The 22,109-nt window shown below is 65.8% G+C and carries 16 protein-coding genes; 15 read left to right on the top strand and 1 reads right to left on the bottom strand.

What is annotated here, in order from left to right:
- Positions 1 to 47: 47 nt before the first annotated feature.
- From HMPREF3088_RS05725 to ffh, 10 genes are all read left to right on the top strand, one after another.
- The gene (locus HMPREF3088_RS05725; RefSeq protein WP_070758833.1) at positions 48 to 623 is read left to right on the top strand and encodes a YceD family protein; all 576 of its coding nucleotides are present in this window, start codon (positions 48 to 50) and stop codon (positions 621 to 623) included.
- Positions 607 to 1,344, top strand: coding sequence for a ribonuclease III (rnc, locus tag HMPREF3088_RS05730; RefSeq protein ID WP_070758834.1), 738 nt, complete (start codon positions 607 to 609; stop codon positions 1,342 to 1,344). Before HMPREF3088_RS05725 ends, rnc begins: the two co-directional genes overlap by 17 nt.
- On the top strand, positions 1,337 to 2,209 hold the full coding sequence (gene mutM, locus HMPREF3088_RS05735; protein ID WP_070758835.1) for a bifunctional DNA-formamidopyrimidine glycosylase/DNA-(apurinic or apyrimidinic site) lyase: 873 nt from the start codon (positions 1,337 to 1,339) through the stop codon (positions 2,207 to 2,209). The genes rnc and mutM overlap by 8 nt, the downstream gene beginning before the upstream one ends.
- Before the next feature lie 69 nt (positions 2,210 to 2,278).
- Entirely contained in the window at positions 2,279 to 3,784 is a 1,506-nt protein-coding gene (locus HMPREF3088_RS05740) for an alanine/glycine:cation symporter family protein (protein ID WP_070758836.1), read from the top strand.
- Positions 3,785 to 3,835: 51 nt separating this feature from the next.
- The gene (locus HMPREF3088_RS05745; RefSeq protein ID WP_015381516.1) at positions 3,836 to 4,132 is read left to right on the top strand and encodes an acylphosphatase; all 297 of its coding nucleotides are present in this window, start codon (positions 3,836 to 3,838) and stop codon (positions 4,130 to 4,132) included.
- Positions 4,133 to 4,183: 51 nt separating this feature from the next.
- Positions 4,184 to 7,672, top strand: a complete 3,489-nt coding sequence (smc, locus tag HMPREF3088_RS05750; RefSeq protein WP_070758837.1) for a chromosome segregation protein SMC — start codon at positions 4,184 to 4,186, stop codon at positions 7,670 to 7,672.
- Positions 7,673 to 7,742: 70 nt separating this feature from the next.
- Entirely contained in the window at positions 7,743 to 11,306 is a 3,564-nt protein-coding gene (locus HMPREF3088_RS05755) for a hypothetical protein (protein WP_070758838.1), read from the top strand.
- A 5-nt stretch (positions 11,307 to 11,311) separates the two neighbouring features.
- Positions 11,312 to 12,952, top strand: coding sequence for a signal recognition particle-docking protein FtsY (gene ftsY / locus HMPREF3088_RS05760; protein ID WP_070758839.1), 1,641 nt, complete (start codon positions 11,312 to 11,314; stop codon positions 12,950 to 12,952).
- Positions 12,953 to 13,144: 192 nt separating this feature from the next.
- A complete protein-coding gene (locus HMPREF3088_RS05765; protein WP_371441309.1) occupies positions 13,145 to 13,618 on the top strand; it encodes a hypothetical protein in 474 nt (157 codons plus the stop codon).
- Positions 13,619 to 13,762: 144 nt separating this feature from the next.
- Positions 13,763 to 15,349: a signal recognition particle protein gene (gene ffh / locus HMPREF3088_RS05770; RefSeq protein ID WP_070758841.1), complete on the top strand. Its 1,587-nt coding sequence runs from the start codon at positions 13,763 to 13,765 to the stop codon at positions 15,347 to 15,349.
- 78 nt (positions 15,350 to 15,427) lie between these two features.
- Here ffh and HMPREF3088_RS05775 read toward each other — a convergent pair whose 3' ends face one another.
- Entirely contained in the window at positions 15,428 to 17,020 is a 1,593-nt protein-coding gene (locus HMPREF3088_RS05775; protein ID WP_070758842.1) for a protein adenylyltransferase SelO, read from the bottom strand.
- 31 nt (positions 17,021 to 17,051) lie between these two features.
- On the opposite strand from HMPREF3088_RS05775, the gene HMPREF3088_RS05780 reads away from it, so the two are divergent.
- The 5 genes from HMPREF3088_RS05780 (at position 17,052) to trmD (ending at position 22,108) form a co-directional block, all read left to right on the top strand.
- Positions 17,052 to 18,188, top strand: a complete 1,137-nt coding sequence (locus tag HMPREF3088_RS05780) for a YkvI family membrane protein (RefSeq protein ID WP_070758843.1) — start codon at positions 17,052 to 17,054, stop codon at positions 18,186 to 18,188.
- A 240-nt stretch (positions 18,189 to 18,428) separates the two neighbouring features.
- Entirely contained in the window at positions 18,429 to 18,944 is a 516-nt protein-coding gene (rpsP, locus tag HMPREF3088_RS05785; RefSeq protein WP_070758844.1) for a 30S ribosomal protein S16, read from the top strand.
- A 349-nt stretch (positions 18,945 to 19,293) separates the two neighbouring features.
- On the top strand, positions 19,294 to 20,637 hold the full coding sequence (gdhA, locus tag HMPREF3088_RS05790; protein ID WP_070758845.1) for an NADP-specific glutamate dehydrogenase: 1,344 nt from the start codon (positions 19,294 to 19,296) through the stop codon (positions 20,635 to 20,637).
- Positions 20,638 to 20,645: 8 nt separating this feature from the next.
- On the top strand, positions 20,646 to 21,230 hold the full coding sequence (gene rimM, locus HMPREF3088_RS05795; protein WP_015381525.1) for a ribosome maturation factor RimM: 585 nt from the start codon (positions 20,646 to 20,648) through the stop codon (positions 21,228 to 21,230).
- The gene (gene trmD / locus HMPREF3088_RS05800; protein WP_070758846.1) at positions 21,227 to 22,108 is read left to right on the top strand and encodes a tRNA (guanosine(37)-N1)-methyltransferase TrmD; all 882 of its coding nucleotides are present in this window, start codon (positions 21,227 to 21,229) and stop codon (positions 22,106 to 22,108) included. Before rimM ends, trmD begins: the two co-directional genes overlap by 4 nt.
- The last annotated feature ends 1 nt before the right edge of the window (position 22,109 follow it).

The raw sequence follows: 22,109 nt of genomic DNA on the forward strand, positions 1-22,109 counted from the left end.
GTCGTCCCAAATGGCGGCGGGGAGGCTAAAGCGGGTACAAAAGGGGTATGAGCAACCCCTTCATCCTCGATGTTCAGGACATTCTCGGCCAGCAAGGTGGCCCGGAGCACGTTCACACCACCGGTGAAACCCCGCACAACCTCGGCGGGGAAATGTTCGGAATCGCCCCCGGCACCAGCGTTGATATCGACTTGATCCTCACCAACCTGGGCGAGGCCATCATGGCCCAGGGGACTGTTAGTGGCCAGGCCAGCGTCGAATGTGGCCGCTGCCTCCGCCACTTCACAACGGACCTCAGCATCAAGGTCGACCAGGTCTTCGGCACCTCGGCGGACTTCATCACCACCGAGGACGAGGACTCCGACGAGGAGGCCGAGGAGCTGCCACCGCTCGTTGAGGATGACCGCATCGACCTGACGCAGACCGTGCTCAACGAGGCCGGGCTCAACGCCCCGTTCAACCCCGTCTGCGCTGATTACGGGCTCGAGTGCGAGACCAACGTCCCAGAGCCGGACGGCATTTCCGAGGAAGAAGCGGAAGAGGAGAAGGTCGACCCGCGCTGGGCCGGCCTGTCCGCAATCAAGTTCCGCCTGGCCGGGGGTGACGATGGCTCGCAAGCGTAGGCTCACCGGCGAGACAGCACTTCGCGCCGCATACTCCAAGCACGACCACGCCCCGCTGCTTCAGGCCTGGGGGATTGACCTTTCCGATGAGATGTTGCGGCTGGCGCTCACGCACCGTTCCTTCGCGCACGAGAACGACAACGTGCCGAATAACGAGCGTCTCGAGTTCCTCGGCGACGCCGTGCTCGGGCTCTCGGTCGCCGAGCAGCTGTACACGCAGTTCCCGCAGCGCAGCGAGTCCGATATCTCCAAGATGCGCGCGGGTGTGGTGAACATGTATGCGCTCGCGGGGCTGGCCCGCAGCCTCGGGCTGGGGGAATATATCCTGCTCGGCCGCGGCGAGATGAAGACCGACGGGCAGGATAAGGACTCGATCCTCGCGGACACCGTCGAGGCAATTCTCGGCGCGATCTACCTGGAGCACGGCTTCGCTGTTGCGAAGGCGACCGTGTTGCGGCTGTTTAAGTCCATGATCGACAAGGCCCCGACCGTGGGGCTCACCATGGACTGGAAGACCACCGTGCAGGAGCGTCTGCGCGAACACGATCTGCCGATGCCGGAATACGAGGTCACCTCCTCCGGGCCGGAGCACGACAAGGTCTTCTTCGCCACGCTCCTGCTGGACGGCAAGGAGCGCACTCGCGGCCAGGGGCGTACGAAGAAGGAAGCGGAGCACCAGGCGGCCCGCGCCATGGTGGAGGAACTGGGCAACCGTGCCTGAGCTGCCTGAGGTGGAGGTCGTCCGCCGCGGGTTGGAAGAGCACCTCCGCGGTGGTGTTATTCACGACGTCGACGTCCGTCACCCCCGCGCGGTTCGCGCCCAGCCCGGCGGGGCAGCGGAACTCGTCGCGCTGTTGGACGGCGCCCGCATCCAGACCATCGAGCGCCGGGGCAAGTACATGTGGCTCGTGCTGGATAGTGGCCACGCGCTGTTCGTCCACCTCGGGATGAGCGGGCAGATGCTGATCCACGAAGCTGCCGATCAGGCTGCCGTGCCTAATACGCATGTCCGGATTCGCGCGCGCGTCGACGTGGGGGTCAAGGAGCTGGTGCTGAGTTTCGTGGACCAGCGCACCTTTGGCCAGTGGCAGGTCACACCCGTCGTGACAGACCCGCACGGGGGCTTTACGGGGGTGCCGGTTCCGGTCGCGCACATCGCCCCTGACCCCTTCGAGGCGGTCTTTGACCCGGTGGTCGTGGCGCGGCGCCTCCGGGCGAAGAAGACCGACGTGAAGCGCGCACTCCTGGACCAAACGCTGGTCTCCGGCATCGGAAACATTTACGCCGACGAGGCGCTGTGGGCAGCAGGCGTTGCTCCCGGCCGACGTACCCGGGGTATGCGCCAGCGCGATGCCGTGGCTGTATTGGAACAAGCCGAGGCGGTGATGCGCCGGGCGCTCGCCCAGGGCGGGACCAGCTTCGACTCTCTCTACGTCAACGTCAACGGCGCGAGCGGTTATTTTTCCCGCTCGCTCAACGCCTACGGCAGGACTGGGAAGCCGTGCCCCCGCTGCGGGGAACCGATCGTTCGGGTGCAGTGGACGAACCGCTCCTCGCACTTCTGCCCGCAGTGCCAGTCCAGCTAGCGTTCAGAACGGGGCTGGGTAGCGGGCAGGCTATTCCAAGAATTGGTGGCGGAGCTCTACAATGCCCCTATGGAAAAACTCACTGAGCTCGTTGATGGCTCGATCAACGGTGTCATCTGGAACATCATCCCGTGGCTGTTGATCGGCGCGGGCATCTACTTCGGCTTGCGTACCCTTTTCGTCCAGGTCCGCCTGCTGCCCGCGATGTTGAAAGCCGTCGCGGAGAAGCCGCCGGTCGCTCGCGACGAGCAGGGCAACGAGATCAAGGATGGCGAGCGCGTCGGCATCTCGGCCTTCAAGGCCTTCACGATTTCCGCCGCCTCCCGTGTGGGGACCGGCAACATCGCCGGCGTGGCGCTGGCGATCTCCATCGGTGGGCCGGGCGCGGTCTTCTGGATGTGGATGATCGCCATCGTCGGTGGCGCCACCGCCTTCGTGGAATCCACCCTGGCTCAGCTGTGGAAGTCCCGCGACGCCGACGGCCATTATCACGGTGGCCCGGCCTTCTACATGACCCGCGGCCTAGGCTGGAAGCCGCTCGCCGTCATCTTCGCCGTAGCGCTGTCCTTCACCTACGGCTTCGTCTACAACGCGATTCAGACGAATTCCATCGTCGACGCGGTGGGTGTGTCCTTCAATAGCGAGTCCATGACCCTCAAGCTGATCGTCGCGGTCGTCGTCGCCTCCCTGACCGCGCTCGTCATCTTCGGTGGTGTCACCCGCATCGCCAGCGTGACGCAGATCGTCGTGCCCCTGATGGCCGTGGCCTACATCATCGTGGGCCTCATCGTCGTGCTCATGAACCTCGGCGAGGTGCCCGGCATGATCGGGCTCATCGTCGGCCACGCCCTCGGTATTAAGCAGGTCGCGGGCGCGGGCATCGGCATGGCCTTCGGCATCGGCATGCGTCGCGGACTGTTCTCCAACGAGGCAGGCCAGGGCTCCGCGCCGAACGCCGCCGCGACCGCGACCGTCTCCCACCCGGTTAAGCAGGGTCTCGTCCAGACCCTCGGTGTGTATTTCGATACCCTCGTTGTCTGTACCATCACGGCTTTTGTGGTGCTGCTGGGTCCTGCCGTGGCCTACGGCCGCGACGACATTCAGGGCGTGTCCCTGACTCAGGCCGCGCTCGCCGACTCGGTTGGCGCGTGGGGTGCGCACTTCATTACCTTCATCCTCTTCTTCCTGGCCTTCTCCTCGGTCATCGGCAATGTCTACCTGGCCCAGGCCAATATCGAGTACCTCTCCGAGTCGAAGAAGGTTATGACGATCTTCCGTCTCGGTGTGATCGCTTTCGTCTTCTTCGGAGCCTTCGGCTCCCTGCCGCTGGTGTGGGCGCTGGGCGACACGATGGCCGGCACCATGGCGATCATCAACATCATCGCGATCGTCCCGCTGGGTGGCATCGTCTTCAAGCTGCTGAAGAACTTCAACGATCAGCGCAAGCAGGGTCTGGACCCGGTCTTCCACCGGGATATGCTGCCTGAGGCGAAGAACGTCGAGGTCTGGGACGGTTCCGACTCGGCGACCCGCCGCGGTTGGCTCCAGCGCCGCTCCCTGCGCGAGTTCACCTAAAAGCGACGAGAAGACTGCGCCCGGAATACCGCGAGCTAAGGAGAAACGGAAGTGACTGAGCAACCACAGGTCCGCCTCACCGCCTGGTGCCACGGCCACGTCCAGGGCGTCGGCTTTCGCTGGTGGGTCGCCGGCCAGGCCAAGGCCCTGGGGCTGGCAGGCTCGGCTACCAACTACCCGGACGGGCGGGTGCTCGTTGTCGCGGAGGGGGCGCGACACCTGGCCGAAGAATTGCTCGACCGGCTCCAACCCGGCGCGTTGACGAACCCGCAGCGCCCGGGTCAGGTCACCACGGTCGTCGAGCTGTGGGGCGAGCCCAAGGGTGCGGTCGGCTTCGAGCGTCGCTAACGCGCGAGCCTGTGCTTAGAGCTTGTCCGCACGCAACGATAAGATAACCGCATGCACCTCAAGTCGTTGACCCTCAAAGGATTCAAGTCCTTTGCGTCTTCGACGACCCTGAAACTCGAGCCGGGAATCTGCGCGGTCGTCGGCCCCAACGGCTCGGGTAAGTCCAATGTCGTCGATGCCCTGGCATGGGTGATGGGGGAGCAGGGGGCGAAGACCCTGCGCGGCGGCAAGATGGAGGACGTCATCTTCGCCGGTGCCGGTGACCGCAAACCGCTGGGGCGCGCGGAGGTCACCCTCGTTATCGATAACTCCGACGGCAAGCTGCCGATCGAGTACTCCGAGGTCGCGGTCACCCGCCGCATGTTCCGCGACGGGGCCAGCGAATACGAGATCAACGGGGCCAAAGCCCGGCTCATGGATATTCAGGAGCTGCTCAGCGACTCGGGTATCGGCCGCGAGATGCACGTCATCGTCGGTCAGGGGAGGCTCTCCCAAATCTTAGAGTCCAAGCCCGAGGAGCGCCGCGCCTTCATCGAGGAAGCCGCGGGCGTGCTGAAGCACCGCCGACGCAAGGAGAAGGCGCAGCGCAAGCTGGTCGGCATGCAGGCCAACCTGGATCGCCTCCAGGACCTCACCGATGAACTGCACCGCCAGCTGGGGCCGCTGGCCCGGCAGGCCGACGCCGCGCAGCGTGCTTCCACCGTGCAGGCCACCATCCGGGACCGTCGCACCGTCCTGGCGGCCCACCACGTCCGCACTCTGTCGGAGAACCTCCACGAGGCCAACGCCGAGGCCGAGCGACTCATCGAGGAGCGCGAATACCTCACCGAGCAGCTTGAGGAGCACTCCGGTGAACTCGCAGAGGTGGAGGAAGAGCTGCGGACCGCGCTGGAGGACGCGGAGTCTGCCCGCACCCTCTGGTACCGGCTTTCGGCGGTCGCGGAGAAGAACTCCGCCTCCCTGCGCATCGCGGCTGACCGCGCTCAGGCCAGCGAAGAGACCGCCTGGCTGGGACCCGACCCCGCTCATCTGTTGGAGCGCGCCGAGCGGGCAGATGCCGAACAGGAGGAGCTCGACGAGGCCGTCGAGATTGCCCAGGAGAAACTCGAGGGCATCAGGGAGACCGTCGCCGAGGCTCAGGACGCTGCCCGGCAGGCAGAAAACGAGCACCTCGCCCAGGTCCGGGCCATCGCGGACCGGCGTGAGGGCGTGGTGCGGTTGCTCTCCCGCCAGGAAGCAGCCAGCGAGCGGTTGGCTAACGCACAAGCCGAGGTGGAGCGCAGCGAGGAAGCTGTGGGCGAGCACACCGAGGAGCTAGAAAACCTCAGTGAGGAACTCGCGGAAGCCGCCGACGCGCTGGCGGATATCGAAGGTGGGGGCGAGGAACTCCGCGCAACCGCAGAGCAGCTCGCCCGCGAGGTGCAGACCGTCGAGCAGCGTGCAGAGGAGCTACGCAACCAGGAACGCGCGCTGGAGCGAGAAATCGCTGGCTTGGAGGCCACCATCACCGGCTGGCAGGAGCGGCTGCGCCCCACCGATGGTGCTGCCCGAGCGACTACCGCCGCCGAGGAGCAGGGGCATGCGGTGAGTACCCTGGCGGAGAACCTCACGGTCAGCGGCGACTGGTCCGCCGCAGTCGCCGCCGTGTTGGGCGCCATCGCGCCCACCGGGGTCGTGACAGCATCAGACGACGCCGTGCTCAGCGCGCTCGAGGGCAGCGACGAAGGCCGCGCCCTCGTCATCGAATCCGGCTCCGAAACCAAGGAGACGGCCGGCTGGCGTCTCGATGTGACCCTGCCCGCGGGGCAGTGGCTGCTGGACGTCATCGAGCCCAGCCATAAGGTCGCCGCCGCGCTGAACGCGATGCTCGTCGACGTGGTCGCCGTGGCAGACGCCGCTGAGGCTCGCCGCGTCGTGGCCGCCGACACCAGGCTGCGGGCAGTGACCAAAGCCGGCAGCCTCTTCGGCCCCGGTTGGTTCGCGGCCGGCCGCGGGGGAGCCACCCCAGCGGTGGAGCTTGCTGCGAAGATTGACCAGGCCACCGCGGACGTCGCCGAAAAGAAGGAACAGCTCGCCGACCTGAAAGCGAGCCTCGACGCCGCGCTGGAAACCACCGCGGAGCGCCGCGCCGCTGCCAGCAGCGCCAAGGCCGCCGTCCAGGAACAACGGGCACGCGTCCAGGCGGCCCAGCATCGCTTCAAGGCGGCGGAGAACGCGGAGGAATCGGCGCGCCGCAGCCTGGAGCGCGCTACCGTCCAACGCAACCAGGCCGAGGAGCGGGCGCGGCAGGCTGATGAGGAGCTCGCCGAGGTGCGGGATCGCCTCTCGCGCGTGCAGGAGCCGGAAGAACAAGAGGAGCCTTCCACCGCGCAGCGTGACCGCACGGCTCAAGAGCTCACGCAGGCGAAAGCCATGGAGATGGACGCGCGTCTGCAGCTGCGCACCGCGGAGGAACGCGCCGCCGCCACCCGCGGCAAGGCGGAAAACCTGCGCCGCCAGGCCCGCCAGGAGGAGGCTTCGCGCAAACAGCACGAGATCGCGCGGGCCCGCCGCGAAGCTAAGCGTCAGGCCGCGCTCATCGTGCAGGAACAGGCCGAACGGGTCGGCCAGCGCATTGCTGATGCGCTCCATCGTGCCCAGGAGTCCCGCACCCTGACCGAGCAGGCACACCGCCAATGGCAGGAACGCATGCGTCAGCAAAAGGCTGAGGTCAATAAGTACAACAGCCAGCTCGGGGCGGTCACCCAGCGGGCGCACGAGGCGGAGCTGAAGCGCAACCAGGCACAGCTCAAACTCGAGCAGGCCGCGGAATCCGCGATGGAGCAGCTCACCATGACTCCCGAGCAGCTGCTGGCCGTCGAACTTCCGGAGGATTTCGACCAGGCCACAGCGCGTAAGGAGCTCAAGCAGGCGGAGAAGGATCTCAACTCCCTCGGCAAGGTCAACCCCTTGGCTCTGGAGGAGTACAAGGCGCTGGAGGAGCGCTATTCCTTCCTTGCCAGCCAGCTCGACGACGTTCAACGAGCCCGCGAGGACCTCAACGGGGTCATCAAGGACGTGGACAACACCATCCTCACCCTCTTCGTGGACGCTTGGCACGACGTGGAGGAGCAGTTCCCCAGGGTCTTCGAGACCCTCTTCCCGGGCGGATCCGGCCGACTGGTGCTGACCGACCCGGAGGACATGCTCACCACCGGCATCGAGGTGGAGGCCCGCCCGCCGGGCAAGAAGGTCAAGCGGCTGAGCTTGCTCTCCGGCGGTGAGAAGTCGCTGACCGCGCTGGCCCTACTCGTCGCCATCTTCCGTGCGCGACCTAGCCCCTTCTACGTCATGGACGAGGTCGAGGCCGCTTTGGACGACGTCAATCTGCGTCGCCTGATCGCGCTGTTCGAGGAGCTGCGGAAGGACTCCCAGCTGATCGTGATCACGCACCAGAAACCGACGATGGATGTGGCCAATGTCCTTTATGGCGTGACCATGCGCGGGGACGGCGTGACGCGCGTTATTTCGCAGCGCATGAAGCCATTGGAAGCCGGTTAGCCCAGGCCAGCCCGCACACAGGGGGAGCGGGCCGGGGCGCGCGGAATCGCCGCGGGGCCAAAGGCTAGGATTGGCGGACGTGACTACCAGCCCGATTGCAGACCTGAATGACACGCTCCTTGCCTGGGCCTCCAGCGCCGAGGCGGAACTCGCGACGAAGCTCAAGGACGTCCAGCTTTTTGTGGAGTTGGACATCACTGGTGATGAACTCGAGCGGCTCACCCGCTTCTATGGCACCTTTCTAGGCCGCCAGATCGCTGCCGGCGCGGACGATGCCGCGCTGTTGCAGACCTGCCCGGCGCTGACCGCCGCGGTGCTGATCTCGCGCGCCGCGAAGCTCAACGAGGTTCCCCAGGTGGCCGCCGAGTTCTGGGCCGGGCTCAGCCTGGAGGCCACCGAGGACCGGGTGGCGCTCATCGAAGGCCATTTCGCGGAGATTCTGCAGGCGGCTGGGTTGGACCCGATGGATGACCTCGCTGGCGGTCCGGACGGTGAGATGGGGCGGCTCTTCGGGCACGTGGGCATCGCCAGCGACTGGACGCCGGAGCTCATCGAGCTCATCGACACTCGTCGCATGTCGGGAGAGGCTGCCGAGGACTTGAGCGAGGAGGCGGCCGCGGTCGTCGCAGAGCTGGCCGCACAGCGCCTGCAGCTGGGGCCGCTGTGCGCGACCTCCCCGGAACTGGCCCAAAAGCTGATTGAGCCGGTCGTCCGGGTGGTGCACCAGGGGGCCGTGGAAGGGCAGTGGCACCGCGCGCTGCAGAAGAACTCCGTCTTCCCGCTGGTCGCCGAGGAGATCGCGGCGGAGCTGCGGGAGCGCCCCATCGGCACCGTGGATCGCCGCTACACGGTGGGCGTGGCCCACGCGGAGGATCGACCGCGCCTGCGCCTCGATGTGCTGCGCCGCAGGGTGCTGCTGCGCCTGCCGGAGCAGGAGCTGGCAGATAGCCACTTCACCAACCCCGATGAGGTGCGTTGGCGCCTGGACTTCGACGGCAGCCCGTCCGCATTCATCACCAGCAAGGCGGACCGCCCGGGCGCGAAGACCAGCGAGATTTTCGACATTCCGGTGCGCCGGCCCCTGCGTGAGATTTGGGTGCGCAACGTTGCCTCCCGGGAGCAGTGGCAGGTTTCCATGGTCAGCACGGATAATCCCAGCCTGATCTTCACCGAGCGTGGCGGCGATCTGACCGAGATGGCCACCCTGCACCACGCCGCGGTGTGGGTGGTCTGCCCCTCCGACGCTCGCGCGGTGGACCCGGTGAGCGACCAGGAGATCCCGGTACTTGAGGAGCACGAGGTCAAGGCCTGGGAAGGCTGGACTATCCGCCTGCTCGATCTCTCCGAAGCTCTCTCGCTGCACCTCGAACGCCCAGGGGAGCGCCGCCCGTCGATCGGGAGCGTGCGCGCCGTCGACCCTCGTCAGCGCGTGCGGTTCGTTGAGCCCGGCGAACCCGTCCCGGGTCTGCGCACCCAGTCCGGTCGGCCAATCCATTCGGAGTCACTTCTTGTGGAGTTCCCGCCGACCCAGTCGGGAGCGGTCGAGACTTGGTTCTTGACGATCGGTGCCTACGCGGGCCCGGGCGAGTACGGCGACACGGTCGCCGATGAGGAACCCCTTGAGGTTCCGCCGGAGGGCGGGTCCTTCGAGGTCTTTGACCCGGAGGCCTATGACAGCCCATGGGCCGGCGAGTACCTGGTGCGCCTCCGTGGACCGCGTAACGAGTCCTTCCGGCACGAGTACGGACTGGTCGAGGGGCTCAGCACCGACGTCGAAATCGATGGTCCCTCCGCGCTGACCCGGTTGCCGCAGGCCGGGGGACTGAGCCCGACCACGGTGAAACTGCTTGCCGGTGAGAAGCCCTTCTCCCGCCGGGTGAAGGCCACCGTCGGCCCCGATCAGAAGTACGTCACCACGGTTGTGGAAACCGATGCCGGCGACGCACTGCCGGTTGTCGTGCACCCACCACGGCTGCGCTACCAGCTCACGCTGCGTGGCGAGGAGCCGATGTGGCGCACGGAAGCCGTGCGCACCAGCTCCTCCTGGCTGGACCAGGACACCAAGTTCCGCGTCCGCCCCGGCAGCCCCCTGGACCAGCCGCTCGAGCGGCCTAGCCTTGTCATCCGCGACCGCCACGGCGCCCCGGTGCGCACGCTGAAGCTGGAGACGGAGGACAACATCACCTGGTCCGCAGAGCTCGCCGCCGCAGCGTCCTCCCTCGCCGTGCTGTCGCAGGGCAGCTTCGAGCTGGAGTTCATCGACTCCGTGGCCCGCCGCCGCGTCTCCGTCCGGCTGGCAAACATCGTCCCGGCACCGACCTGGAATGTGTCCTACGCCGACGGTTCGCTCGTCTTCGACACGGGCGCGGATGCTGACGCCCCCGACCTCGGCTGCTGGAGCGCGTGGGTCTGGCCCGTCACGGCACCGTGGCAGCCCGCCCGCACCGTCACCATCGGTGCCACGGGTGAGCCTGTCGAGCTTCCCGCCGAACTGCAGGACGCCGGTCCGCTCGCCGTTCAGCTGTTCGCCCCGGATCGTTTCTCCTTCCTCCGTCCGCCCTCCGGACCGGGCGAGCGCGCGCAGACCGTCGAGGCCGAGGGCTACTTCGGGCGAGGGGAGGACACCCCGTGGTCGCACCTGTCTGCTTTCCTTGTCGGTCAGGCCGAGCAGGCCCCGTCTGACCCGGAGATTCTGCCGACCCTGTGGGACGTGCAGGCCGGTTGGCTGCAGAAGCGCGCCCAGGTGCCGCCTGCGCTCTCTCAGCGGGTGCGCGAGGCGCTGACCCACGATGCGCGCGCGTCGGTGCACGCGATGGGGCGATCTCTGGTCGCCACCGCGGATCGCCCGGCGCAGTTCATCGCCTCCGGCCTGGTGCATTCCTCCTTCGACGTCACCCAGGAGGAGCTGATGAGCCCCGCGGAGCAGAAGCGGGACGAGATCGGCACCCCATGGATCCACGCCTTGGATATCCTGGGCGCGATCGCTCGACTGGATGAGGATGATGCCGAGCAGCTGCCGAGCATCAAGGCGCTGAAGAAGCAGCTGGCAGCCACCGCCGGTGAGGGGGCTGTCAAGACCCTGGAGATGGGGCACGACCGATCCCTGGAGAACTCCTGCATCGACGCCACCACCGTCCAGATCGCGCACATGAATGAGGATCAGCAGAAGGCAGTGCTCGCCATGTTCTTCGGCGACGCCGGTCTGGTCCCGGGTGCGATTTCGGACGAGAACAGCCGACTCATCGCCGTGTTCGATACCTTCACCCACCGTGTGGCGCTCTCCGAGCTGCTCGGGGACCCGACGTTGATGACCACGGCGGTGGCGGTGTTGCGCCGGATCAAGTCCGCGAACCGACAGCTGTACCTGTCCGCGCGGGTGCGCTTCGAACGCCTCGACGGGGTGGATACCGATGATCCGCAGAACCGCTGGGCACTGGCGCCGGTGATCTCCATGGTCTTCGCGCTGGCCACGCGCATGCACGCGCACGGCCACCTGCCGACCCTGGGCAAGCTGCCGCAGGCCTATGAGGGCTGGGCGAAGATGGCCCAGCTGGTTCCAGACCTCGTGACCGGCGATGTGGTCCTCGCCGATGCGATGGTTCTCGGTGTGTTCGGGCCAAATCTGAAAGACTAGGGATTATGAACGTTTTCATCTGGGTACTCATTGGCCTGGTGGTGCTGGCCGCCATCGTGGCGATCATCGTCGTGGCGGGCCTGCGCCGCAACAAGTCCAAGCAGATCTCCTTCGAGAAGAGTCCGGAGATCGAGAAGAAACCGTCCTCGGGCGACTACCAGGCCAAGGGTGGATTTAACTTCACCTCTGGCGGGGAATCCCCGGCGCCGACCTCGGAGGATGCAGGCCGCCCGACGATGGATATCGGCGGGGTGAGCGTCCCGGCTCCTTTCGAGAAGGAGAAGGAGACCCAGCCGCGGGGCGAGGCTCCTGCGGAGGCTTCTGAGAAGCCGGCACCGGCGAAGACTGAGCCAGAGCAGCCCGCGGCTGAGAAGGCTGAAGCGGAAAAGGTCGAGGCGGAAGAATCCGCGCCCGCTGCCCCGGTAGCCCCCGCCGCTGAGCAGGAGGAACCGGACGCCCAGAAGGCAACCGAAGAGCCGGAGGGGGAGCAGGCTGGAAGCGAGAAGCCAGTCACGGCCGAGCCTGCCCCGAAACAGGAGACCACCGCACCGGCTGACGTCCCGGCTGCGCCAGCTGCGACCACGGAGGCCATCACAGCGGAGAAGGAGGCCGAGAAGGCCGACGATGCCGCCGCTGCGGACCCCGCAGATGGCGGGGCAGTAGACGCGGTTGAAGACGCCGCCACCCCGGCAGAGAAGCAGGAGGCCGCCCGCACCCAGGAGATCGCGCCAGTGGAGGGGCGCCTGGGCAAGCTGCGTGGCCGCATGGCGAAGTCCCAGAACGTCATCGGTCGCGGCGTGCTCGGCATTCTCAGTGCAGGCGACCTGGATGAGGACGCCTGGGAGGAAATCGAGGACACGCTGCTCATGGCGGACCTCGGTGCCGACACCACGATGAAGGTCGTGGACTCCCTGCGCGAGCGCATCGCCTCCCAGGGCGTGGAGAGCGAGGAGCAGGCGCGCGCGATGCTGCGCGAGGTGCTCATCGAGGCCGGCAAGCCGGAGTTGGATCGCTCCATCAAGGCGATGCCTTATGAGGGCAAGCCGGGCGTGATCATGGTTGTTGGCGTGAACGGCACCGGCAAGACCACCACCACCGGCAAGCTCTCCCGCGTGCTCGTCGGCATGGGTAAGCACGTCGTGCTGGGTGCCGCAGACACCTTCCGTGCGGCCGCTGCCGACCAGCTGGAGACCTGGGGCAACCGGGTTGGTGCTCGCACCGTCCGCGGCAAGGAGGGCGCGGATCCGGCGTCCGTGGCCTTCGACTCGGTGAGCCAGGGTATGGATGAGCAGGCGGACGTCGTCCTCGTGGACACCGCAGGCCGACTGCACACCTCCGTCGGGCTGATGGACCAGCTCGGCAAGGTCAAGCGTGTCGTGGAAAAGCGCGCCCGCGTGGACGAGGTGCTGCTCGTGCTGGACGCCACGGTGGGGCAGAACGGGCTGATGCAGGCCCGCGTATTCCGCGATGTCGTGGACATCACCGGCGTGGTGCTGACCAAGCTGGACGGTACCGCCAAGGGCGGCATCGTCTTCCAGGTACAGGAAGAGCTCGGCGTGCCGGTCAAGCTGGTCGGCCTCGGCGAGGGAGCGGACGACCTCGCACCATTTGAGGTGGAGAGCTTCGTGGACGCGCTCCTGGGATAAAAAGAGCTTTTCAGCCCAGTTTTTTGGGGCTTTCAGCGGCGGAACCTCGTAACGGGTTCTGCCGCTTTTTTCGTATTTTTCTCTGTTTTTGCGCTGTCGCATAGTGATAAATTTATTTTCTGTAATCACGATCAACTGACCGAGTTCTTCGGTCTCGCGCACAGTATCTTCGACGCTTCCGGGAATCCTCTCATCGACGCGCACGGCATGCCGAACGCCGTCAACGTCCTGTTTCAGATGACCTTTGCCATGATCGCCACCGCGATCATCTCCGGCTCGCTGGCCAACAGGGTGAAGATCCACACCTGGCTGATCTTCACCGCAGTATGGGTCGTCCTGGTTTATGCGCCGATGGCCCACATGGTCTGGGGCGGTGGACTCCTCGGCGAGGGAGCCAACAGCCTGTCCGCGTGGCTCTTCGGGGCCCATGTGGAAGGCGCCGAGACTGTCGCGAATATTGCCCCCATCGACTTCGCAGGCGGCACGGTCATCCACATCAACGCCGGGGTGGCTGGCCTCGTGCTGGCTTCTTTTATCATCTTGCTGAAGTACCGCCTCGGCTGGCGAATTAGCGCCGAGGAGGAGAACACGGGCATCGATGTGACGCACCACCGCGAACGGGCCTATCACGCGCTCGTCGATGCGGCGGTCGCTCAGCGGGAGTAGCCCCGCAACTGACTCTCACACGCCCGGTCGTTGCCGGACAACGCCCCCGCCGCGCTAAGGTGGCAGGGATAACTACTTAACGTTGTTCGCCCCGACCGGGCGTTGAGACGTTTTCAGCGATCGTATTAAGGGAGACACGAGAACGTGTTTGAGTCACTTTCAGACCGGCTATCAGGTGCCCTCAAGGGGCTGCGTGGCAAGGGCCGCCTCACTGAGCAGGACATCAACACCACCGCACGCGAAATCCGTCTCGCGCTGCTCGAGGCGGACGTCTCCCTGCCCGTCGTGCGCGCCTTCATCAAGCGCATCAAGGAGCGCGCCAACGGCGTCATCGTCTCCGAGGCGCTGAACCCGGCCCAGCAGGTCATCAAGATCGTCGACGAGGAGCTCAAGGAGATCCTCGGTGGCGAGACACGCCGCCTGACCCTGGCCAAGCACCCGCCGACCGTCATCATGCTCGCCGGTCTGCAGGGTGCGGGTAAGACCACCCTGGCCGGTAAGCTCGCCCGCTACCTGTCCAAGCAGGGCCACACCCCGATGCTGGTGGCCTGTGACCTCCAGCGCCCGGGCGCGGTGCAGCAGCTGCAGATCGTCGGTGAGCGCGCTGGTGTGACCACCTTCGCCCCGGACCCGGGCACCAGCCTGGAATCTCACGACCACGAGATGGGCACCTCCACGGGCGACCCGGTCGAGGTCGCCGAGAAGGGTATCGAGGAGGCCTACCGCACCCAGCACGACATCGTCATCATCGATACCGCAGGCCGCCTCGGCATCGACGAGACGCTGATGACGCAGGCGCGCAACATCCGCGACGCCGTTGAGCCCGACGAGGTGCTCTTCGTCATCGACGCCATGACTGGTCAGGACGCCGTGACGACCGCCGAGGCCTTCCGCGACGGCGTTGACTTCACCGGTGTGGTCTTGACCAAGCTGGACGGCGACGCCCGCGGTGGTGCCGCACTGTCCATTCGTGAGGTCACCGGCAAGCCGATTCTGTTCGCCTCCACGGGTGAGAAGCTCGAGGATTTCGATGTCTTCCACCCGGACCGCATGGCCTCCCGCATCCTGGGCATGGGTGACGTCCTCACCCTGATCGAGCAGGCCGAGCAGGTCGTGGACCAGGAGAAGGCCATGAACTCTGCCGAGCGCATGGCATCGGGTGAGCTGACGCTGGAGGACTTCCTCGAGCAGATGATGATGATCCGAAAGATGGGTCCGCTCGGCAATATCCTGAAGATGCTGCCTGGCGGCTCCCAGATGTCCCAGCTCGCGGACATGGTCGACGAGAAGCAACTGGACCGCATTCAGGCCATCATCCGAGGTATGACCCCGGCGGAGCGCAACGACCCGAAGATCCTGAACGCCTCCCGCCGCAAGCGCATTGCTGCCGGTTCCGGCGTCCAGGTCTCCGAGGTCAACCAGCTGGTCGAGCGCTTCTTCGAGGCGAAGAAGATGATGGGCCGCATGGCCGGTCAGTTCGGCATGCCCGGTGGGCGTTCTGCGACGAAGAAGCAGAAGAACCACCGCAAGGGCAAGGGGAAGAAGGGCCGCAACAAGAACCGTCGTTCCCCGCAGCGCATGAACCGTCAGGGCATGCCGGGGATGCCGGGGATGCCAGGCATGGGTGGCGGAATGCCATCGATGAAGGAACTCAAGGCGCTGCAGGACCAGCTGCCCCCGGGCATGGAGGGCATCGATGTGGAGAAGATGTTCGGCGGAGGCAAGAAATAACCTCCACCCGCTCCGCGTCAGCACGTCGCGGCTGGGGAGTGCCGCCAGTGTTTCCTGCTGGCGGCTAGCGGCTGGCGGCTAGGTGCCGCACACGGTGCGGAAACCCGTTGGGGAGGGGGTGGGCTTCTCCCAGCGCTCCAGGCCCACGCGGCGGGTGAAGGGGGCGCGCAGAGCGTCCCACAGCTGATCGAAGGGGGCGTAGTCGCCGCCGAGGGCCGCTGCCAGGGCCTCCTCGACGTGGGCGTTGCGGGGGTAATACACCGGGTTGGTGCGGGCCATGAGCTCTCTATCGGGTTGTGCACCCGACCACTGCTCACACCAGTGCGAGAGATCGCGCAGTGCAGCGCGGTTATCGCCCAGCGCGCCGTTGGCTGACCACGTGTCGTGCCACGCTTGGCTACCGAGCCCTGCCGGGTTGGCATCGGTGTCGGTGAGCTGGCGCAGGACCTGCGCTACATCGAGCTGATGCTCCTCGGCCAACACCTGGAACTCGCTCAGCACGTGTTGGTGGGAAGGCTGCTGCGCGTCGAGGCCGAGTGCGTCGGCGAATTCTGCATCCAGCGCGCGCCGATAGGTCGCCGAATACTCATCCAGCACCTCCTGTGCTGCGGCCACCGCGCTGCGATTCGCTTCGGCCGAGTCCATGCCCGGCGTTGGGGTGAGCAGCGGCAGCATCGCCTCGGCCAAGCGTGCCAGGTTCCAGCCACCGATCGCTGGCTGATTGCCGAAGGCATAGCGGCCGTGGGTGTCGATCGAGCTGAACACGGCCTGCGGGTCGAAGCGATCCAGGAAGGCCGTGGGGCCGTAGTCCAGCGTGAAGCCGCCGATGGCGGTGTTATCTGTGTTCATCACCCCGTGGACGAATCCGAGCCGCATCCACTGTGCGATCAGCCGGGCCTGCGCTGCCGTGACATGACGGTACAGCCCCAGGTAGCGCTCCGGGGCCGAAAGCTCGGCGAGTTCAGGGAAGTGGCGTTGGATTGCCATGTCTGCCACCCGCCTCAGTAGACCCGAGGCGTTCTCCGGGTCCCGCATGCGCGCTGCCTGAAAGGTCCCAACCCGTAGGTGGCTGGTGGCGACCCGGACGATGGCCGCTGCTGGCTCGGTGCGGTGTCGACGAACTTGTTCGCCGGTGGTGAGCACGGCCAGGCTCCGGGCGGTAGGAACGCCCGCGGCATGCATAAACTCACTGAGCAGGAACTCGCGCAACGCTGCCGTCAGTGGCGCCTTGCCGTCGGAGCCGGGGCGGGAGTACGCAGTGGTGCCTGCACCCTTGACGTGAAGGTCCAGCAGTTTTTTGGTGTCGGGGGTGCGACGCTCGCCCAGCAGGACGGCGCGGCCGTCGCCCATCAGCGGATTGAAGCTGCCGAACTGGTGACCGGCGTAGAACTGGGCGACCGGGCGGGCGTCGGAATCGTTTCCGCGGCCGAGCAGAAACCGCACGCCAGCGGGGGAGCGAAGCCAGTCCACATCCAGCCCAAGCTCGGCTGCCAGGGGTTCGTTCAGCACGAGGATCCGTGCCCCAGGTAGTGGGGTGGCAGGCTCATAAGGCGCGGTGAGTTCCGGAAGCTGGTGGGCGAAGTTGTATTCGAGCGTCGGCGAACCCGTGGCGCCGCCATGGGGGGGATGGCCACTGGGTGCCGCGGCCTCGCTGGAGTTTCGGAAACGCATAGTGCCCACGGTATCGGCTTATGATGACCGGGTGATTCGTGAAACGTTAAAGATCGCTTTCGCCTTCGTCGGTGTGATCGTGGGCGCCGGCTTCGCCTCCGGTCAGGAGGTCATGCAGTACTTCGTGGGCTTCGGTCTCGACGGCCTGTGGGGCGTGGGGCTATCCGCCCTGGTGGTCTGCTCGATGGCGCTGATCATCCTGCAGCTGGCCTCCTACTTCCAGGCCAAGGAGCACGGCGAGGTCTTCGACCGCGTCTCCCACCCGGTGCTCGCGAGGGTGCTCGACATCGGCGTGAGCCTGACCCTGTTTGCCACCGGCTTCATCATGTTCGCCGGGGCCGGGTCCAACCTGAACCAGCAGTGGGGTCTGGAGACCTGGATCGGCGGGGTCCTCATGGTGCTGCTGATCCTCGGCGCAGGCCGGTTGGACGTCGACCGGGTGACCACGATGATCGGAGCTGCAACTCCCTTCATCTTCGGTTTCATCGGCCTGGCCAGCCTGTACGTGATCTTCTTCGTCGACCACCCGCCGCTCGCGGAGCTGGACGCTGAGGCGCTGGCTATCGGCTCGCCGCTGCCGCACTGGTCTATCGCCGCGGTGAACTACGTGGGATTCAACCTGATGGTCGCGGTGTCCATGGCGGTCGTCATCGGCGGGCAGATGTTCAACCCCAGGCTCGCGGGACGAGGCGGGTTCTTGGGAGGCGTGATCCTTTCTCTGATGATGGCGATCAGCACCATCACGCTGTTCCTCGCGGTCCGCGAGGTGGGGCACGACGACCTGCCGATGCTGAGCCTTATCGTGCATATTCACCCGGCTCTGGGGCACATCATGGCGGTCGTCATTTACGCGATGATTTTCAATACCGCGCTCGGAATGTTTTACGCGCTGGCCCGCCGCATGAGCGCCTCCCGACCGGAGTATTTCTATCGCTATTACGTGGGAACAGTGGTGGTGGGCTTCGTGCTCTCCTTTGCGGGCTTCAAGAATCTGATCGGCTGGATCTACCCGGTGTTGGGGTACATGGGTCTGCTGCTCATCGCGGTGATGACATTCGCTTGGGTTCGGCGCTATAAGCAGATCGCCCAGGAAGCTGACCGCCGCCTGCGCCTGGTGGACCTGTGGCGGGCCGGCCGGGAAGGGGAACCTGCCGGTGATGCGCAGTAGCGCTGCAACTTAAGCGATAGCACTCCCGGGTTTGGGTTTCCTGGCGCAGATGGCTAATATGGTTCGGGTTGTGGCTACGGCGGTTGTGCTGTGGCCATGCCATGCGAACGCCCTGCGGTATACCGATCCCGACCACGGTCGGCCGGTAGTCACCCGCAGGATAAACATCAAGGGTTGAACCGGTTTCCCATCAAGGGGAAGCGACAAGAACTGCCCAGTGACCAGAAAAGGAGCCACATCATGGCTGTCAAGATCAAGCTTCAGCGCGTTGGTAAGATCCGCACCCCGCAGTACCGCGTGGTCGTCCAGGACGCTCGTGCCCGCCGCGGCGGTGCCGTCATCGAGAACCTGGGTATCTACCAGCCGGCAAACCAGCCTTCCGTCATCGACATCAACTCCGAGCGTGCTCAGTACTGGATCGGCGTTGGCGCTCAGCCGACCGACACCGCACTGGCACTGCTGAAGCTGACCGGTGACTGGCAGAAGGCCAAGGGCCTCGAGGGTGGCGAGAACACCGTGAAGCCGCAGCCGGAGAAGAAGTCCAAGCTGGACATCTTCAACGAGGCGCTGGCTGAGGCTGCCGAGGGGCCGACCGCTGAGGCCATCACCGAGAAGCGTCGCAAGGCGAAGGAAGAGGCCGAGGCTAAGGCTGCTGCTGAGGCAGAGGCCGCCGAGAAGGCAGAGGCTGAGGCAGCTGAGAAGGCTGAGGAAGAGGCTGAGGCTGCAGAGGAGTCCGAGGAGGCTTCCGCCGAGTAATCAATGCCCCCTTTGGGGTGTGATTTCCTCATAACGGGGAGTCGCTGCGCACAAGCGCGGTGGCTCCCCGCTGTTCTTTATCTGATCGTTGGCTGGCGGGGGCACCCGAGGTGAGGGGTGCCCCCAGCGGGGTGGTTCCGCGTTCCGATTGACGAAAAAGGCGCCCCGAGTGGTGTAATCAAGATCTCACAAAACCTTGGGCAATTAAATAATTATTGTTCAACAAGTTCTTGTGGGATCGGGTGCATCGTGACCAGCGTTGCTTAGCTCCGACCCAGTGTTCGGGCTGACCACGCAGTGGAATATGATGTACATCACGTGAGATTTAGCATCCGTAGAGGAGAAACCGGTGGACGTTGATAAGACCGTCAATCAGTACTACGAACAGATCCTGAAGCGAAATGCAGGCGAACCGGAGTTCCATCAGGCCGTCGCAGAAGTTCTGCAGTCGCTGAAGTACGTTCTGCACAAGGACGAGCACTACGCGCAGGATGGGCTCATCGAGCGCATGTGCGAGCCAGAGCGCCAGATCATCTTCCGCGTACCCTGGATCGACGACAATGGCAAGGTCCAGGTCAACCGCGGCTTCCGCGTGCAGTTCAACTCGGTGCTGGGCCCCTACAAGGGCGGTCTGCGTTTCCACCCCTCGGTGAACCTGGGCATCATCAAGTTCCTCGGTTTCGAGCAGATCTTTAAGAACTCCCTGACCGGCCTGCCGATCGGCGGCGGTAAGGGCGGCTCCGACTTCGATCCGAAGGGCCGCTCCGATCACGAGATCATGCGCTTCTGCCAGTCCTTCATGACCGAGCTGCACCGCCACATCGGTAAGGACACGGATGTCCCGGCCGGCGACATCGGCGTCGGTGGCCGCGAAATCGGCTACCTCTTCGGCCAGTTCCGCCGCATGAATAACCGCCACGAGTCCGGCGTGTTGACGGGCAAGGGCCTGAACTGGGGCGGGTCCTTGGTCCGCAAGGAGGCCACCGGCTACGGTGCCGTCTACTTCGTCCAGGAAATGATGATGGCCGAGAAGGAACGCCTCAACGGCGCCCGCGTCATCGTTTCCGGCTCCGGCAATGTCGCGATCTACGCGATGGAGAAGGCTCAGGAACTCGGCGCCACCGTCGTGGCGTTCTCCGACTCCTCCGGCTACGTCTCCACCCCGGAGGGCGTGGACCTCGAGCTGCTGCACCAGATCAAGGAGGTCGAGCGCGGCCGTGTGTCCGACTACGCCAAGCGCATCGACGGCGTGACCTTCCACGAGAAGGGCAACATCTGGGAGGTCGAGGCTGACGTCGCCCTTCCATGCGCCACCCAGAACGAGCTCGATGGCGACTCCGCGGTCATCCTGGCCGATAACGGCTGCCGCTTCGTGGCAGAGGGCGCGAACATGCCGAGCACCCCGGAAGCCATCAGCGTCTTCCGCAAGCGCGGCATCCACTTCGGTCCGGGCAAGGCCGCCAACGCCGGTGGTGTGGCGACCTCCGCCCTGGAGATGCAGCAGAACGCCTCCCGCGACTCCTGGTCCTTCGAGTACACGGACAAGCGCCTCCGCGACATCATGCACCGCATCTTCCGCACCGCCCAGCGCGCAGCTGCCGAGTTCGATGCCGAGGGCGATTACATCATCGGCGCCAACATCGCGGGCTTCCGCAAGGTGGCAGATGCAATGCTGGCGCAGGGAGTGATTTAATAGCCTGCATGCCAGATTTGCAGATTGGTCGAGTCATCAAGCCCCACGGGGTGAAGGGGGAGGTCGTGGTGGATCCGTCGACCGACCACGTGACGGAGCGCTTCGCCATCGGCGAGGCGCTTCGCGCCGTTCAAACGGGTAAAGAACGCCAGCTCACGGTCGCCGGTCTACGCCGTCACCAGAACCGCCTTCTCGTCACTTTCGAGGAGGTCCGGGACCGCGACGAGGCCGAGTCCCTGCGCGGGGCACGCTTCATGGCCGCGCCCCTGCAGGATGATTCTGACGACGGCTACTACGACCACGAGCTCATCGGCCTGCGGGTGCTCAACGTCGGGGCCGTGGATGCCGATACCGCCAATCGCCGTGCCTACGAGGGGGAGCAGCCCGAGCCCGTGGACATTGGCGAGGTCACCGGGGTCAGCCACGGCCCGGCCGGAGCGACCCTCGAGGTCGCCGTGGACGCAGATGTGGACCTGCCCACCGCGGGCTCCACGATCCTTATCCCGTTCAAGCTGGCGATTGTGCCCATCGTGGACCTCGACAACGAGGCCCTCGTCGTCACCCCACCGGAAGGGCTGCTGGAGCTGGCATGAGACTCGACGTTGTCACGATCTTCCCCGAGTACCTCGACCCGCTGCGTCACGCGCTGCTGGGTAAGGCCATCGAATCCGGCCGCCTCGAGGTTGGTGTGCACGACCTGCGGCAGTGGGCTACCGATCGCCACAAGTCCGTCGACGACACCCCCTATGGCGGTGGTCCCGGCATGGTGATGAAGCCCAGCGTATGGGGGCCCGCCCTCGATGACGTCATCGCGGGCACCGGACCCGCAGCCACCGCACGCGACCTCGAGACCTCCCTGGCCCACAAGAAGCTGGCACCCCTCGACGATCCTGCTCCGGCGGGTGGGGGAGAAGCGAAGGACGACGGCGACGGAGACGGTACCACCGCACCGCGCGGCCCCGTGGTCGTCGTCCCCACGCCCGCGGGCACACCCTTCACGCAGGAGATGGCGGCCCGGTGGTCCAAGGAGGAGCACCTCGTCTTTGCTTGCGGCCGCTACGAGGGCATCGACCAGCGAGTCGTTGACGACGCTGCCCGCAACTACCGCGTCGAGGAGGTCAGCATCGGCGACTATGTGCTCATCGGCGGGGAGGTCGCCGTCCTCGTCATGGCAGAGGCCGTTGTTCGGTTGATTCCCGGTGTGCTGGGTAACCAGGCCAGCCACGAGGAGGACAGTTTCCAGGACGGGCTGCTCGAAGGCCCCGCCTATACCAAGCCACGGCAGTGGCGGGGGTTGGATGTCCCGGAGGTGCTCTTCAGCGGCAATCACGGTCTCGTTGACCGCTGGCGCCGCGAGCAGGCCTTGCTGCGGACACAACAACGCCGCCCGGAGCTCATTGAGAAGCTCCGAGCGGCGGGTGGGCTGAGCGCGGCGGACGAGCAAGTGCTCGACGCTCACCGCGAAGCCTAAA

The sequence above is a fragment of the Corynebacterium sp. HMSC22B11 genome, assembly GCF_001815965.1.
GTDB lineage: Bacteria > Actinomycetota > Actinomycetes > Mycobacteriales > Mycobacteriaceae > Corynebacterium.